At 67.8% G+C, this 14,271-nt stretch carries 12 protein-coding genes; 6 read left to right on the top strand and 6 right to left on the bottom strand.

Annotated features, from left to right (window positions below; all coding sequences use genetic code 11):
* Nucleotides 1-287 precede the first annotated feature (287 nt).
* The gene (locus ABQJ54_RS10695) at nt 288-1,304 is read left to right on the top strand and encodes a tetratricopeptide repeat protein (RefSeq protein WP_367854274.1); all 1,017 of its coding nucleotides are present in this window, start codon (nt 288-290) and stop codon (nt 1,302-1,304) included.
* A 228-nt stretch (nt 1,305-1,532) separates the two neighbouring features.
* On the opposite strand, the gene ABQJ54_RS10700 is transcribed toward ABQJ54_RS10695, so the two are convergent.
* Nucleotides 1,533-2,915, bottom strand: coding sequence for an L-serine ammonia-lyase (locus ABQJ54_RS10700; RefSeq protein WP_367854275.1), 1,383 nt, complete (start codon nt 2,913-2,915; stop codon nt 1,533-1,535).
* A gap of 76 nt (nt 2,916-2,991) precedes the next feature.
* Between ABQJ54_RS10700 and ABQJ54_RS10705 the strand changes: the two genes are divergently transcribed.
* Entirely contained in the window at nt 2,992-3,228 is a 237-nt protein-coding gene (locus ABQJ54_RS10705; RefSeq protein ID WP_367854276.1) for a glutaredoxin family protein, read from the top strand.
* 114 nt (nt 3,229-3,342) lie between these two features.
* Here the strand turns inward: ABQJ54_RS10705 and ABQJ54_RS10710 are convergent, their stop codons facing one another.
* The 3 genes from ABQJ54_RS10710 to ABQJ54_RS10720 are packed head-to-tail and all read right to left on the bottom strand — an operon-like array spanning nt 3,343 to nt 5,098.
* Nucleotides 3,343-3,900 carry a YceI family protein gene (locus ABQJ54_RS10710; RefSeq protein ID WP_367854277.1) on the bottom strand — a complete coding sequence of 186 codons (558 nt, stop codon included), beginning with the start codon at nt 3,898-3,900 and terminating at the stop codon, nt 3,343-3,345.
* On the bottom strand, nt 3,897-4,478 hold the full coding sequence (locus tag ABQJ54_RS10715; RefSeq protein WP_367854278.1) for a cytochrome b: 582 nt from the start codon (nt 4,476-4,478) through the stop codon (nt 3,897-3,899). The genes ABQJ54_RS10710 and ABQJ54_RS10715 overlap by 4 nt, the downstream gene beginning before the upstream one ends.
* Nucleotides 4,475-5,098: a YceI family protein gene (locus tag ABQJ54_RS10720; RefSeq protein WP_367854279.1), complete on the bottom strand. Its 624-nt coding sequence runs from the start codon at nt 5,096-5,098 to the stop codon at nt 4,475-4,477. Before ABQJ54_RS10720 ends, ABQJ54_RS10715 begins: the two co-directional genes overlap by 4 nt.
* A gap of 158 nt (nt 5,099-5,256) precedes the next feature.
* Between ABQJ54_RS10720 and ABQJ54_RS10725 the strand changes: the two genes are divergently transcribed.
* Nucleotides 5,257-8,865 (top strand): hybrid sensor histidine kinase/response regulator, encoded by a 3,609-nt coding sequence (locus ABQJ54_RS10725; protein ID WP_367854280.1) that lies wholly within the window; start codon nt 5,257-5,259, stop codon nt 8,863-8,865.
* Nucleotides 8,866-8,883: 18 nt separating this feature from the next.
* Here the strand turns inward: ABQJ54_RS10725 and ABQJ54_RS10730 are convergent, their stop codons facing one another.
* Entirely contained in the window at nt 8,884-9,306 is a 423-nt protein-coding gene (locus tag ABQJ54_RS10730) for a DNA polymerase III subunit chi (protein ID WP_367854281.1), read from the bottom strand.
* 71 nt (nt 9,307-9,377) lie between these two features.
* Nucleotides 9,378-10,865, bottom strand: a complete 1,488-nt coding sequence (locus ABQJ54_RS10735; protein WP_367854282.1) for a leucyl aminopeptidase — start codon at nt 10,863-10,865, stop codon at nt 9,378-9,380.
* A 95-nt stretch (nt 10,866-10,960) separates the two neighbouring features.
* On the opposite strand from ABQJ54_RS10735, the gene lptF reads away from it, so the two are divergent.
* Genes lptF through ltaE form a run of 3 tightly spaced genes read left to right on the top strand, consistent with a single transcriptional unit; the run spans nt 10,961 to nt 14,240 of the window.
* A complete protein-coding gene (lptF, locus tag ABQJ54_RS10740) occupies nt 10,961-12,091 on the top strand; it encodes an LPS export ABC transporter permease LptF (protein WP_367854283.1) in 1,131 nt (376 codons plus the stop codon).
* Entirely contained in the window at nt 12,088-13,185 is a 1,098-nt protein-coding gene (gene lptG, locus ABQJ54_RS10745; RefSeq protein WP_367854284.1) for an LPS export ABC transporter permease LptG, read from the top strand. The genes lptF and lptG overlap by 4 nt, the downstream gene beginning before the upstream one ends.
* Before the next feature lie 35 nt (nt 13,186-13,220).
* The gene (gene ltaE / locus ABQJ54_RS10750) at nt 13,221-14,240 is read left to right on the top strand and encodes a low-specificity L-threonine aldolase (RefSeq protein WP_367854285.1); all 1,020 of its coding nucleotides are present in this window, start codon (nt 13,221-13,223) and stop codon (nt 14,238-14,240) included.
* The last annotated feature ends 31 nt before the right edge of the window (nt 14,241-14,271 follow it).

Raw genomic sequence — 14,271 nt, forward strand, 5'->3', positions numbered from 1 at the left:
ACGACGGGCCGCCTCTCTGGGCGACACAAGGAGTTGATGATGACAGACCGATCAAGGGACTGTCAGCCCGCTTGAAGTCGCGATCCGTGGCGCAGCGCAACACCCAGGTCGTTGAATCGATGATCGAAGCGGCCTGTCGGCCATCCAAAGCCGATCTGCCGCCCGGCCGAGCCACGTGCCCCAGGATTCTGCACATGACGTGGTGCCAGAGCGCATCGGATCGTCGTTGAATCGTTGATCGTCCGCGTTTAGCATCGGCCCCTACCGGGGGCAAGGAGTACGTCATCATGCATCGTCATTGCACGATCCTGGCATGGTCCGTCCTGATGGGCGTTGCGATCACTGCGCACGCCACCGCAGGCAAACCGGTTCCCGACGAGCTTCGGCAACGCGCTGCCAATGGCGATGTCGCCGCACAGGTGGCACTGGGACATGCCCTGCTGGACGACGGCAAACCGGAAGACCGGGCAGCGGCCAACGACTGGTTTCGCAAGGCCGCCGAGCAAGGCAGTGCGGATGGTGCATGGATGTTCGGGTCGGGCTACATGGCGAGCAATCCGCTGACCCGGAAGACGAATTTCGCCACGGCCATCGAGTGGATGAAGAAGAGTGTCCAGATCGACCACAACGCCGATCACATGGCTGCGTTGGCCTTCGCCTGCATGATCGCCGGCAACGCGCAGGAGGGGATGGCCTGGGCTCAAAAAGCCGCCGGCGGCGGCTCCCCCAAAGGCATGCAGATGCTGGCGATGGCATATGCGTTCGGCCAGATGGGCGCGCAGAAGGATCCGGCGGCCGCCAGGCACTGGCTGCTGCTGGCGGCGCGGAAGGGCGATCCTGAATCCGAAGCCATGCTCGGCCAATTTTATCTGACCAATCTGCTGGGTCACGTCGATACCAAGGCAGGCATCGACTGGATGCAGAAGGCGGCCGCCGCGGGCAACGCGAAAGCGGCGGGCACGTTGGCCACGCTGTACCTCACTGGCAAAATGAATGTGCCAAAGGACCCGGCGCGGGCCATGCCGCTGGCTCGCCAGGCGCTGGCGGCCAATGACAAATTGGGCCACTACGCGATGGGCATCGCCTACGCAAACGGCAGCGGCGTAGCCAAGGATCCGCGGCAAGCGTGGTATCAGCTCGCCATCGCCAGCCGCATGGACGCAAACCACCAGCTCGAGGGTGCCGCCGACTATATGTCCCAAGTGGCCACGCAGCTTTCACCCGGGCAACTGCAGACGCTCGAGGCGAAAGTGGATGCCGAAATGGCGTCACGCCAAAAAAACACGCAATCAAAGGCGCCGTAGCCGACGCCGCCGCGCTGCGAGGCAGGTCCGCCGTCGTTCTCGGCGCCTGCTCCCGTGCAGGGAGAAGACAGGTGCATCATCGGAGTGCGATCGGCATTCGATGGCGTTCACGGCAAGCCGCCGCGCGAAGTCGGAACGGTCACGGGATGCGTCGAAGCGCATGCCGCGGACGTGCAAGGCGAGCCGTGAACCGGCGAGCGGGAGGTGGCGATAGCAGCCTTGCGCGCCTCAGCACTCGATGACGTTCACCGCGAGGCCGCCGCGGCTGGTTTCCTTGTACTTGTCCTTCATGTCGCGGCCGGTGTCGCGCATGGTCTTGATGACCTTGTCGAGCGAGACGCGGTGCTTGCCGTCGCTCTTCAGCGCCATGCGGCTGGCGTTGATCGCCTTCACCGAGCCCATTGCGTTGCGCTCGATGCAGGGAATCTGCACCAGGCCGCCGATCGGGTCGCAGGTGAGGCCGAGGTTGTGCTCCATGCCGATCTCGGCGGCGTTCTCCACCTGGTGGATGCTGCCGCCCAGCGCGGCGGTGAGGCCGCCGGCGGCCATCGAGCAGGCCACGCCGACCTCGCCCTGGCAGCCCACTTCGGCGCCGGAGATCGAGGCGTTTTCCTTGTACAGGATGCCGATCGCGGCGGCAGTGAGCAGGTAGTCGAGGATGCCGTTCTCGTCGGCCTTGGGGCAGAAGCGCAGGTAGTAGTGGCCCACGGCGGGCACGATGCCGGCGGCACCATTGGTGGGTGCGGTGACCACGCGGCCGCCTGCGGCATTCTCCTCGTTCACCGCCAGCGCGTAGAGGTTGACCCAGTCGAGGATGGTCAACGGATCCTTCAGCGCGGCCTCGGGCTGGTTGCGCAGCTCCTCGGCCATCGCCGGCGCGCGGCGCGCCACGTGCAGGCCACCGGGCAGGGTACCGGGCGAGCGCAGGCCGCGCGTGACGCAGTCCTGCATCGCTTTCCAGATGGTCAGCAGGCCGGCGCGGGTTTCCGCCGCGGGTCGCCACACGGCTTCGTTCGCCAGCATCAGCTGGGCGATGGTCAGGTGATGTTTCTCGCACAGCGCCAGCAGCTGGTCGCCGGTGGAGAACGGGTAGGGCTGCTCGGTGGTGTCGGCGACGATGCGGTCTTCCGCGGCCTCGTCCTGGTTCACCACGAAACCGCCGCCGACCGAGTAGTAGTCGCGCGTGGCCAGCTCGTTGCCGTCGGCGTCGTAGGCGCTGAAGCGCATGCCGTTGGTGTGGAACGGCAGCTTCTGGCGCTTGTTGAACACCAGGTCGGCTTTTTCGTCGAAGGCGATCTCGTGCCTGCCGAGCAGGCGGATGCGGCCGCTGCCGCGGATGCGTTCGAGGATGCCGGGAATCGCGTCGGCGTCGACCGTGTCCGGATGCTGGCCTTCGAAGCCCAGCAGCACGGCCTTGTCGGTGCCGTGGCCGCGGCCGGTCATCGCCAGCGAGCCGTACAGCTCGGCACGCACGCGCGCCACGCGGTCCAGCACGCCCTTTTCCTCCAGCCAGCGTTCGGCGAAGCGCGCCGCGGCGCGCATCGGGCCCACCGTGTGCGAGGAGGACGGCCCGATGCCGATCTTGAACAGGTCGAATACGCTGACGGCCATGGTGCGCTGCGAGTGGGAAAGGGATAACCGCTATTCTACGCGGGCACCTTCCGTTTGGCAGTCCGTCCGCACCCGCATGTCCGATCTCGTCCTCTACCAGCGCGACTACTGCCACCTGTGCGACTTGGCGCTGGCGGTGCTGGCCGATGCACAGGTGCCGGAGTTCGACAGCGTGTGGGTGGACGATGCGCCGGAGCTGGAAGCGCGCTACGGCACGCGCGTGCCTGTGCTGCGTGACGCGCGCGACGGCCGCGAACTGGACTGGCCGTTCGATGCTGCGGCGGTGCGCGCCTTTCTCCTCGAAGCCCGGTAGGAGCGGCCGTAGGAGCGGCTTCAGCCGCGACTCTGCCACCGTGAGGCAATCGCGGCTGAAGCCGCTCCTACGGGTGCCGGCGGCATCGCGCACGGGCGGCGCTCTGCCGGAGAATCATTTCGCCGCCAGCACCAGGTGCGCGTGCACCTTCACGTCGGCGCCGATCACCGAGGTGTCGGCGTAGTCACCGCCGCCCACGCCGAAGTCCAGCCGCTTGAGCGTGCCGTTCACGTCGAGGATGGCGTTCTTCCCTTGCGGCTTGAAGTCCACCGCGAGGCTCACCGGCCTGGTGATGCCGCGCAGGGTGAGCTTGCCATCGGCGATCACCTTGCCACCCGCCTGGCGGAAGCCGGTGGTGACGAAGTGCGCGGTGGGGTACTGCGCCACGTCGAAGAAATCCTTGCCCGGCAGTGCACCCTGCTGGTCCTTGTCGCTCACCGCGACGCTGGCCATGGTCACGTCGACATCGAACTTCGACCGCGCGAGCTGGGCGGGGTCGTAGCTGATTGCGGCATGCCACTGCTTGAAGCTGCCGTCGAAGCTGGCGCCCTGGAAGCTTCCGGTGAAGCCCAGCACGCTGGCGGGCTGCATGGTGTAGTCGGCGGCCAGCGCGGCGCCGGGCAGGGTGAGCGCCAGCAACAGGCCGGCGCCGAGGCGATGGATCTTCTTCATGAGCGTTCTCCTGCTTGCGTCTTGTCGTTGCGCAGCCTGCCGAACGGCAGCATGCGCCGTAGCACGTCGTCCCCATCGAACACATGGTGCTTCAGCGCGGCGCCCACGTGCGCCACCAGCACCAGCACCAGGAACCAGAACAGGTATTCGTGCACCGCATGCGAGAAATGGCGCAGCGCGTCGTTCTTCGCAGCAAGGCCCGGCAGGTTGAACAGCTTGAACCATTGCAGCGGCTTGCCGGTCACCGAGTTGTACCACCAGCCGCTCAGGGGCAGCGCCAGCGCCAGCAGGTACAGCACGACATGAGTGGCACGCGCGGCGACCAGTTGCCAGCGTGGTGCCGGCTCCTCGCGCGGGCGGCCGTCGGGCCAGCGCCAGGCCAGGCGCAGCAGCATCAGCGCCAGCACGGTGAGGCCGATCGACTTGTGCAGCGCCAGCCAGTTGATCTTCTGCATCGGGTTGCTGGCCAGGTCCATGCACAGGCCGAACACGCCATTGCCGAGAATGGCCAGCGCCACGATCCAGTGGAAGGATTTGGCAATCGCGCCCCAGTGGTTGACGTCGCTGCGCAGTTTCATGGAGAGCCTTTGGTGGTGGAGGCGCTGGTGGGGGCATGATCGTCGCGGATCGCTTCCAGTTCCATCCACACGGATACGCGGTGGCCGATGGAGTCGGGGAAGGCCGTGATGCCGAAGTCGGTGCGGTCGAGGCTGGCGGTGGCCGAAAAGCCGGCGACGGTATGCAGGCCGTACAGCGTGCGGGCCACGCGGTTGAGGCGGAACGGGATGGCCAGCGGGCGGCTCACGCCGTGCAGGGTGAGCGTGCCGTGCAGCACGCCGTGGCTGGAGTCGGTGCGTTCGACTGAACGGCTGACGAAATGCGCTTCGCGATATTGCGCGCAATCCAGCAGGGCGTGTCCGCAGACCGCCGCATTCCAGCCGGCGTCGCCCATGTCCACGCCAGCCAGGTCGATGTCGAGCTCCGTGCCTGCGTGGCTCAGGTCGTCCGGATCCAGGCGCAGCCAGCCGCGGGCGATGTGCAGCCGCCCGAACGGCCGCGAGTAGCCGTTGTGGTCGATGCTGAAGACGATCTGGCTGTGCACGGTGTCATAGCGATACTCGTGCGTGCCGGCGAACGCGGCCATGGCCGGTACAGCCAGCAACAGCGACAACCAGCGTGTGGGATGCGCACGGGGCATGCGGCGAAGTCTGGATGATTGCCGATCCGGGTGCCAGCATCGGGGCTGAAACGCAGTGTTCGTGCCGGGAGGCCGATGCCGTCGTCACGGCGATGCGGGCGCGCTCGCGCGGGCATCACGGTTTTGGCATGATGGAACCGAGGTGCAGGGGATACACCATGTTCGCTTCACTCGTGCTGGGGGCTGTCCTGTCCGCTGCCGCGCCCGCCACCGGTGGCGCGGGACGTGCGGACGTCGCGATGCCGGTCGTCGCCCCGGCCGCGGCCACCGGACTGCTGCCCACGCCGCAGTTCAGGCATTTCGACATGGGCGATGGCCTGCCCAGTTCGGCCATCAACGCGGTGGTGCAGGACCAGGATGGCTTCATGTGGTTCGGCGGCTCCGGCGGGCTGGTGCGCTACGACGGCGTGGAGTTCAAGACCTGGGCCTATGTGCCGGGCGAGGCGAATGCGCTGTCGTCCAACGACATCACCCAGCTGGTGTGCGCGACCGACGGCAAGCTGTGGATAGCCACCGGCGACGCCGGGCTGGACCGGTTCGATCCGGCCACGGGCCGTTTCGAGCACTGGCGGCACGACCCGAAGAACCCGGCGAGCCTGTCCAGCGACGTGGTGACCTCGCTGGCGCGAGACAGTGACGGCAGCCTGTGGGTGGGTACCCGCAATGGTCTGGACCATCTGTCGCCGGATGGCAGCCGGCTGGAGCATGTGCTTTATCTGCAGGCCATCGTCGGCGGCAGCAGCAACAGGCAGAAGGACAGGGACAAGATGGTTGGTGCGCTGAAGGTCGACAGCGATGGCACGCTGTGGATCGGCACCTGGTCCGGCCTGCTGTTGAAGCGAGTGCCGGATGGCAGCATCCATCAGGTCGAGGTGGTGCACGGCGAGGACAAGCCCGATCAGATCTGGCGCATCAACGGCAGCGGCAAGGACCTGCGCATCGGCACGCGGCTCGGCCTGCTGCACCTCGACAGTGACGGCGTGGCGCGGCCGATGTTCTCCGCGGCGGAGATGGCGCCGGAGTACGTCTTCGACAGCGCGCGTGATCGTTCCGGCCGCCTGTGGATGGTGACGCTGCACGGCGTGGTCATGGTCGACCCGCGCACTGGCATCCATCGCTTCCACAGCCAGCCGCTGGTGCTGGGCGGCCTGCCCGGCGAATGGACCTGGCGCGTCATCACGGACCGCGAAGGCGGATTGTGGTTCACGTTCTACGATGGCGGCATTGCGTATCTGGCGCCGGGCTGGGAGGAGTTTTCGCGCTATACGCACATCCCCGACGATCCCGACAGCCTGCGCGACACGCTGGCCTCGGTGGTGACGCCCAGCGCGGACGGCAAACTCTGGGTCGGCGAGCGCGGCAAGATCGACAAGCTGGATCCGGCTACCGGCAAGGTCGAACACGTGCTCGACGGCCTGAAGACCGAAGTGATCGCGATGGCCGAGGACGGCCGCAGCCTGTGGTTCACCGTGCGCGGTTCGCTGCATTGCTACCAGGACGGAAAGGATACGGTCATAGACGGGGACCACAAGCAGTTCGCCCGGCCCGAGATCCTGGTGAAGGGGAGCGATGGCGCGATCTACGTCACCGTGGCAAAGGATGGCCTGGTCCGGGTCGACACGAAAACGCTGCAGATCACCCCGGTACCGATGCCGGTCGATGCGAAGGACGTCGACATCCGGCCGTCGGGTCTGGACGTGCAGGACGGCAAGCTCCTGTACGCGAACCATGAGGGATTGATGCGCTGGAATCCTGCCACCCGGCGCATGGAATTCGTCCCCGGAGTGCCGCGGGGCGAGGACATCCTCTCCTTCACGCAGATCGGGGCGACGTTCTGGTTGCTGCGCGACGACGGGCTGGAGCACTACCACTGGCAGGATGGCCGCGCCGTCCGTGACCGCGTGGTGGGGGCCGCGCAAGGGTGGACCAGTCCGGTGGTGCTGGGCATGGAAACGGATCGCACGGGGCGCCTGTGGATCTTCAGCCAGACCGGGCTGTGGAGCTATGACCCGGTCGCCGGCAAGTTCAAGCGCTACGGGGTGCAGGACGGGCTGATCAACAGCGAATTCATCAATGGCGCCGTGCAGCTGACGCCTGACGGCCCGTTCTATGCACCTACGCAAGGTGGCGTGATCGGCTTCAACCCGCTGCGACTTCACGGCAAGGCGATGGCTCCCCTCCTGGCCGTGGTCGGCATCGACGTGCGCGACAACCGGGGCGTACATGCCTTGCCCACCAGCCAGCAGAATGTCGCGCTGGCCTGGGAGGATCGCGACCTGCGCGTCAGCGTCCGGGCGCTTTCCTACATCAATCCGCTGGCGAACCGCTACCGCTTCCGCATGGACGGCATGGACGACGGATGGGTGGATACCGGTGACCGCGGCGACCGCGAATTCGTCGGATTGCGTGCCGGCGACTACACCCTGCATGCGGAGGCGGCCGGCGCCGGTGGAGCGTGGGGCCAGCTGGCGACGCCGTTGCGCATCCATGTGCAGGCGCCGCCGTGGCTGCGCTGGTGGGCCTGGCTGCTGTACGTGCTGGCGCTGGTGGCGGTGGTGGGCTGGATCATGCGATCGTGGCGGCGACGGCTGGCGCAGCGCCACCGCATCGAGCTGATCGAGCAGCGGCGCGCGCTGGCCGAGCAGGCCAGCGCGGCGAAGACGCAGTTCCTGGCCACGCTCAGCCACGAGATCCGCACGCCGATGACCGGCGTGATGGGCATGGCCGAGCTGCTCCTGAATACGCCGCTCGACAGTCGGCAGCAGGACTACACCAAGGCCATGCAGCGCTCCGGCGGCATGCTGCTGAAGCTGCTCAACGATGCGCTGGACCTGGTGCGCATCGATGCTGGCCGGCTGGAGCTGGAGCCGGCGCCATTCGATCCGCGCCAGCTGGTGGAGGACGTGGCGCAACTGGAGCAGGGCCTGGCCTGGAGCAAGGGGCTGCGTTTCGTGGTGGAGATTGCCGACGAGTTGCCCGCGCAGGCGGTGGGCGATGCGGTACGCATCAAGCAGGTGTTGTTGAACCTCGCCAACAACGCGTTGAAGTTCACCGAGCACGGCAGTGTCACGTTGCGCGCCACACACGGCGGCGACAGCCTGTTGTTCAGCGTCAGCGACACCGGTCCGGGCATTCCCGAAGGCAGCCAGGCGCGCCTGTTCCAGCGCTTCGAACAGGAGGAAAGCCCGCAGCGCCGCGCCGGCAGTGGCCTGGGCCTGGCGATCTGCCGCGAGCTGGTGGAGATGATGGGCGGCAGCATCGAGCTGCAGTCACGCCTCGGCCATGGCAGCACCTTCCTGGTGCGCCTGCCGCTGATCGAGGTGGGCCACGCATCGAACGAGCAGGTTTCGCCGCCGCCAGGTGGCGAACGCGGCCTTCGGCTGCTGCTGGTGGAGGACGATCCCATCGTGGCGGCCGTCATCACGGGCCTGCTGCAGCAACAGGGCCACACGGCCTGCCACGTGGCGAACGGTCTGCTGGCGCTGGCCGAGCTGGAGCGGAACCCCTGCGACGCCGTGCTGCTGGACCTGGACCTGCCGGGAGTGGACGGCTTCCAGGTGGCGCGGCTGATTCGCCAGCGCGAGACGGGCAAGCGTACGCCGATCGTGGCCGTGACCGCACGCTCGGGCGGCGCGGACGAGGCACAGGCGCGCGCGGCCGGCATGGACGGGTTCCTGCGCAAGCCGCTGAGCGGCGAGCAGCTGGCGGCAATGCTGGCGCAGGTGCTGCGGGGGGCGGACGAGCGGGCCGACGTCGCGGCAGACTGAGTGCCGCAGTGTGCAGCGTTACATGTCGTTCTTGTGCAGTTCGAAGCCGCGGCGCTGATACTCGCGCCAGCGCAGGCGCGAACCGTCGCGCTCGGCCGGGTCGGCGGCCACCACTTCCAGCACGCGTTCGCAGCGGCCGTCGGGACAGCTCTCGCGCAGGTTGATCAGCAGCGGCCGGTCGGGCGTGTCCACGCCGGGCGGCACGATCAGCACGGCAGTGTCCGCGTCGTCGTCGTCGCCGGCCAGCTGGTGCGGGATGAACGCATCCTCGTCGAATGCCCACAGCCATTCATCGAGCGCTTCGGCCTGTGCGTGGTCGCGCGCGAGGATCAGGGTGGATTGCTGTGCCGTGAACGCACGCTTCGCCAGTTCACACACCAGCAGCAGCGGCTGCTCGCGGAAGCGTGGCTTGTCGATCAGGTAGAAATCGGCGCGTGGCATGGCGACAGCCTTTCGGTGTGCGTCGTTCCGGCCTGCGCCGGAACGACGGCGTTGTCATGGCGTGATCCCAGTCAGCCGGCGCGATCGATCAGCCACTGCGCCAGCAGTGCCACCGGTCGGCCGGTGGCCAGGCCCTTGCGGCCTTCGTCCCATGCCGTGCCGGCGATGTCCATGTGCGCCCAGCGCTGGCCTTCGGCAAAGCGCGACAGGAAGCAGGCGGCAGTGATCGCGCCGGCGCTCTTGCCGCCGATGTTGGCGACGTCGGCGAAACCGGAGTCGAGCTGCACCTGGTAGTCGTCCCACAGCGGCATGCGCCAGGCGCGGTCCAGCGTATGCTCGCCCGCGGCGAGCAGTTCGGCGGCGAGGTCGTCGTGCTTGCTGAACAGGCCGCTGGCGTGCTTGCCCAGCGCGATCACGCAGGCGCCGGTGAGCGTGGCGGCGTCGACCATCGCCTGCGGCTGGAAGGTGCGTGCGGTGTAGGTCAGCGCGTCGCACAGGATCAGGCGACCCTCGGCGTCGGTGTTGAGCACCTCGATGGTCTGGCCGGACAGGCTGGTGAGCACGTCGCCCGGACGGTAGCTGTCGCCATCGGGCATGTTCTCGGCCGAAGGCACCACGCAGACCAGGTTGAGCCTGAGGCCCATCTTCACCGCGGCGACGAAGGCGCCGAGCACGCCGGCCGCGCCGCCCATGTCGAACTTCATCTCCTCCATGCCGGGACCGGGCTTCAGGCTGATGCCGCCGGTGTCGAAGGTGATGCCCTTGCCGACGAAGGCGTAGGGCGCTTCACCCTCGGCACCGCCGCGGTACTGCAGCGCGATCAGCTTCGGCTTGTTCGCCGAACCGCGGCCCACCGCGAGCAGCGAGCCGAAACCCAGCTTTTCCATCTCGACGTGGTCGAGCACCGTGCAGCTCACCTGCCCATGCGCCTCGGCAAAGGCCTCGGCCTGGCCGGCGATGTAGGCAGGGGTGCAGATGTTCGGCGGCAGGTTGGCCAGTTCGCGCGCGAAGCGCACGCCCTCGGCGATAGCGCCGGCTTGCTCCAGGCCAGCCTGCGCCTCGATGCCGGCGGCGAAGGCCAGCGCGGCCAGTTCCGGCTGCGTGCTCTTCTCGCGCGGCTTGAAGGTGGCGGTGTAACGGTAGGCGGCGTGGTCGGCGGCCAGCGCCGCGGTGCGCACGCGCCAGGCGGCGTCGCAGCCGGGCACATCCACCTCGGCGAGGTACGACACCGCTTCGGTGAGCGGCAGCTTGCCCAGCGCGCGTGCAGCCTCGATGGCCACCTTCTGGTAACGGGCTGCGTCGAAACCCTTCTGCGCACCCAGGCCCACCACCAGCACGCGCTTCGCCGTGATGCCGGCCGGTGCGTAGATCAGGGTGGTGCTGCCGGCCTTGCCGCTGATGTCGCCGCTTTCCACCTGGCGCTTGATCGCACCGCCGATGGCGCCGTCCACGCGGGCAGCCGCACTGGTCAGTACGCCCTGTTCGTACACGCCCACCAGCACGCAGGCGGTGTCGGCGGCTTCGGGGGCGACGGTGGCGAGGCTGAACTGGAGGGTCATGGGACATTCCTGCGTGGGCGCGTCGGGCTGCGAACCGGCTAAACTGGCGGTTCGCCGGCCGGATCGGCGTTGACGGTAGCCCACAAGTTTATCGCATGCTGAGCATTCTCGACCGCTATTTCCTGCGCGAGCTGGCGCAGACCGTGGCCGCCACCGTGGTGGTGCTGGTGGTGATCGTGGCCGGTACCGCGTTCGCCGGTGTATTGCAGCAGGTGGCCAAGGGCAGCTTCCCGGCCAGCGTGATGTTCCAGGTGCTGGGCCTGCGCACGCTGCAGCAGCTCACCAGCATGCTGCCACTGGCTTGCATGATCGGCGTGCTGATGGGGCTGGGGCGGATGTACCGCGAGAGCGAGATGCATGTGCTGATGTCGTCAGGCATGGGCCCGCGTGGGCTGGTGCGGCCGACCTCGATCCTCGCCGTGGTGCTGGTGCTGCTCACCGCGGTGGTGTCGCTGTGGCTGGGTCCGCGGGCCTCGGCCACCAGCGACAACCTGGTGGCCGTGGCGAACCGCTCGGTGATCGCCGCCGGCCTCGACGCCGGGCGCTTCACCGAACTGCCGGGCAAGGGCGGCATCATCTTCACCGATGCGCTGAGCCAGGACGGCACCAAGCTCGGGCGCAGCTTCGTGTCCACCCAGCGTCCCAGCAAGGGCGGCCCCGACCACGTCAAGGTGGTCACCGCCAGCAACGGCGAGTTGTACCAGGAGAGCAACGGCTCCAACCGCTTCATCGCGTTCCACACCGGCTGGCAGTACGACATCCCGCTGGGTGCGGACAACTGGCGGCGCATGCAGTACGAGCGCAATGACAGCTCGCTTTCCACCGTGACCGACAGCGACGACAACGAGGACCCGGCCGAGAGCATGACCACGCTGCAACTGCTGCATGCCACCACACCGGATGCGCGCGCCGAGTTGGCCTGGCGCACCAATGCCCCGGCGTTGACCCTGGTGATGCTGATGCTGGCCCTCCCCCTGTCGCGGCAGAGTCCGCGCGAGCCGCGCTATGGCCGCCTGATGCTGGCGATGGCCACCTTCTACCTCTACTACCTGCTGCTGGCGCTGGGGCGCGCGCAGATCGACAAAGGACACTGGCATCACCAGACCGCACTCTGGCTGTTGCACGTGGTGATGATCGCCCTCGCCGGCTGGCTGTGGTGGAAGCAATATGCACCGCGCAAATCCGGCGACAACAAGCCGCGCAACGACAAGGCGCTGCCCGCATGAGCCTCAGCCTCAAGCGCGTGGACAAGCTGGTGGCGCTCAGTGTGCTCGGTTCGGTGATCGGCGTGTGGCTGGTGCTCACTGGCTTTGATGCGGTGACGCAGTTCGTGCGCCAGCTCGCCAACATCGGCAAGAACGGCTACACGCTGACCGACGCGGCGGTATACGTGCTGGTGACCACGCCGCGCCGCGCCTATGAAATGTTCGGCAACGGGGCGCTGATCGGCAGCCTGCTGGGTCTGGGCGGACTGGCCGCCACCAGCGAGCTCACCGCCCTGCGCGCCTCCGGCATGTCGCGGCTGCGCATCGCTGTGTCGGCCACCGGCGTGATCGCCGCGCTGATCGTGGGCGTGGTGATCCTGGGCGAGACCGTCGCACCGTGGGGCGACCAGCTCGGCAATGCCATGCAGTTGCGCCTGAAGGCCAACAACATCGGCAGTACCGGCAGCGGCATGTGGGCACGCGACGGCGACCACATCATCAACGCGCGTGGCGGCGCCGTGGCGATCCGCAGCGGCGACCACGACACCGTGCAGTTGATCGACGTGCGCGTGTTCACCCTCACCAAGGACGGCCAGCTCAGCCGCTTCGACTGGGCCAAGACCGCCGACCACAACGGCCACACCTGGGTTCTGCACGACGTGCGCAGCACCACGCTGGACGACACCGGCGTGCACAGCCGCGCCGCGGCCAGCGAACAGTGGAATTCCAGCCTCAACCCGCAGGTACTGGCGCAGTCGGCGATCCAGCCGCAATACCTGTCGATGCGCGACCTGCGCCGCAACATGCGCTACCTGGAAGCCAACGGCGAACGCCCCGGCGTCTACGCGGTGGAGTTCTGGACGCGCGCGCTGTACGCGCTCAACGTGCTGGTGCTGGTGCTGTGCGCGATGCCGTTCGCGTTCGGCACGATGCGTTCCGGCGGCCTGGGCAAGCGCATTTTCATCGGCATGCTGCTGGCGATCACCTGGTACTTCCTGCAGAAGGCGATAGTGAACTTCGGCACCGTCTACGGCATACCGCCGCTGATCGCCAACCTGCTGCCCGCGACCTTGCTGGCGCTGGCGGCGTGGCTGCATTTCCGCAAGCATGCCTGATCAAGAGCAGGCCTGACCAACGAGGAGCGCCCGCGATGAACCTGGTCGACCTGCGCAGCGATACCGTCACTCGCCCCACGCCGGCGATGCGTGCCGCGATGCTGGACGCCGAGGTGGGCGACGACGTCTACGGCGAGGATCCCACCGTCAACGCGTTGCAGCGGCGGCTGGCCGGGGATCTCGGGTTCGAGGACGCGCTGTTCGTGCCCAGCGGCACGCAGAGCAACCTGCTGGCGCTGATGAGCCATTGCGAGCGCGGCGACGAATACCTGGTCGGCGCCGATGCGCACACCTACAAGTTCGAGGGTGGTGGTGCGGCGGTGCTGGGCTCGATCCAACCCCAGCCCATCGTGCAGGCCGAAGACGGCAGCTTGCCGCTGGAACGTATTGCCGCGGCGATCAAGCCGGTCGACCCGCATTTCGCGCGTACCCGCCTGCTGGCGCTGGAAAACACCTGGCACGGCCGCGTGTTGCCGCTGGATTACCTGCACGCCGCGCACGATTTCGCCCGCGAGCGCGGGCTGGCGCTGCACCTGGACGGGGCGCGCCTGTACAACGCGGCCGTGGCGGACGGCGTCGGCGCGCGCGCCATCGCGCAGCATTTCGACAGCGTGTCGATCTGCCTGTCCAAGGGCCTCGGTGCGCCGGTGGGTTCGGTGTTGGTGGGGTCCGCACCGCTGATCGAGAAGGCGCGGCGCTGGCGCAAGGTCGCCGGTGGCGGCTGGCGCCAGGCCGGCATGCTTGCGGCCGCGTGCCTGCACGCGCTGGACCATCATGTGTCGCGGCTGGCCGACGATCATCGCCGTGCGGCGTATCTTGCCGGCTGCCTGCGTGAAATCGCTGGCGTGAACCTGCTCGGCCAGCACACCAACATGGTGTTCGTCGACGTTCCCGCCGACCGCCTGCAGGCACTGGATGTCCATCTGCGCGCAGCCGGCGTCCGCATCAGCATCGGCTACCTGCCCACCTTGCGGCTGGTGACGCATCTGGACGTGGACGATGCGGGCATCGAGCGGGTGGTGCGCGCGTTCCGCGATTTCTTCGGCAAAACCTGACACGGTTCCGCTGCCTCCGCGCCGTCCGGCC

The sequence above is a fragment of the Rhodanobacter lycopersici genome, assembly GCF_040812335.1.
Lineage (GTDB): Bacteria > Pseudomonadota > Gammaproteobacteria > Xanthomonadales > Rhodanobacteraceae > Rhodanobacter_A > Rhodanobacter_A lycopersici.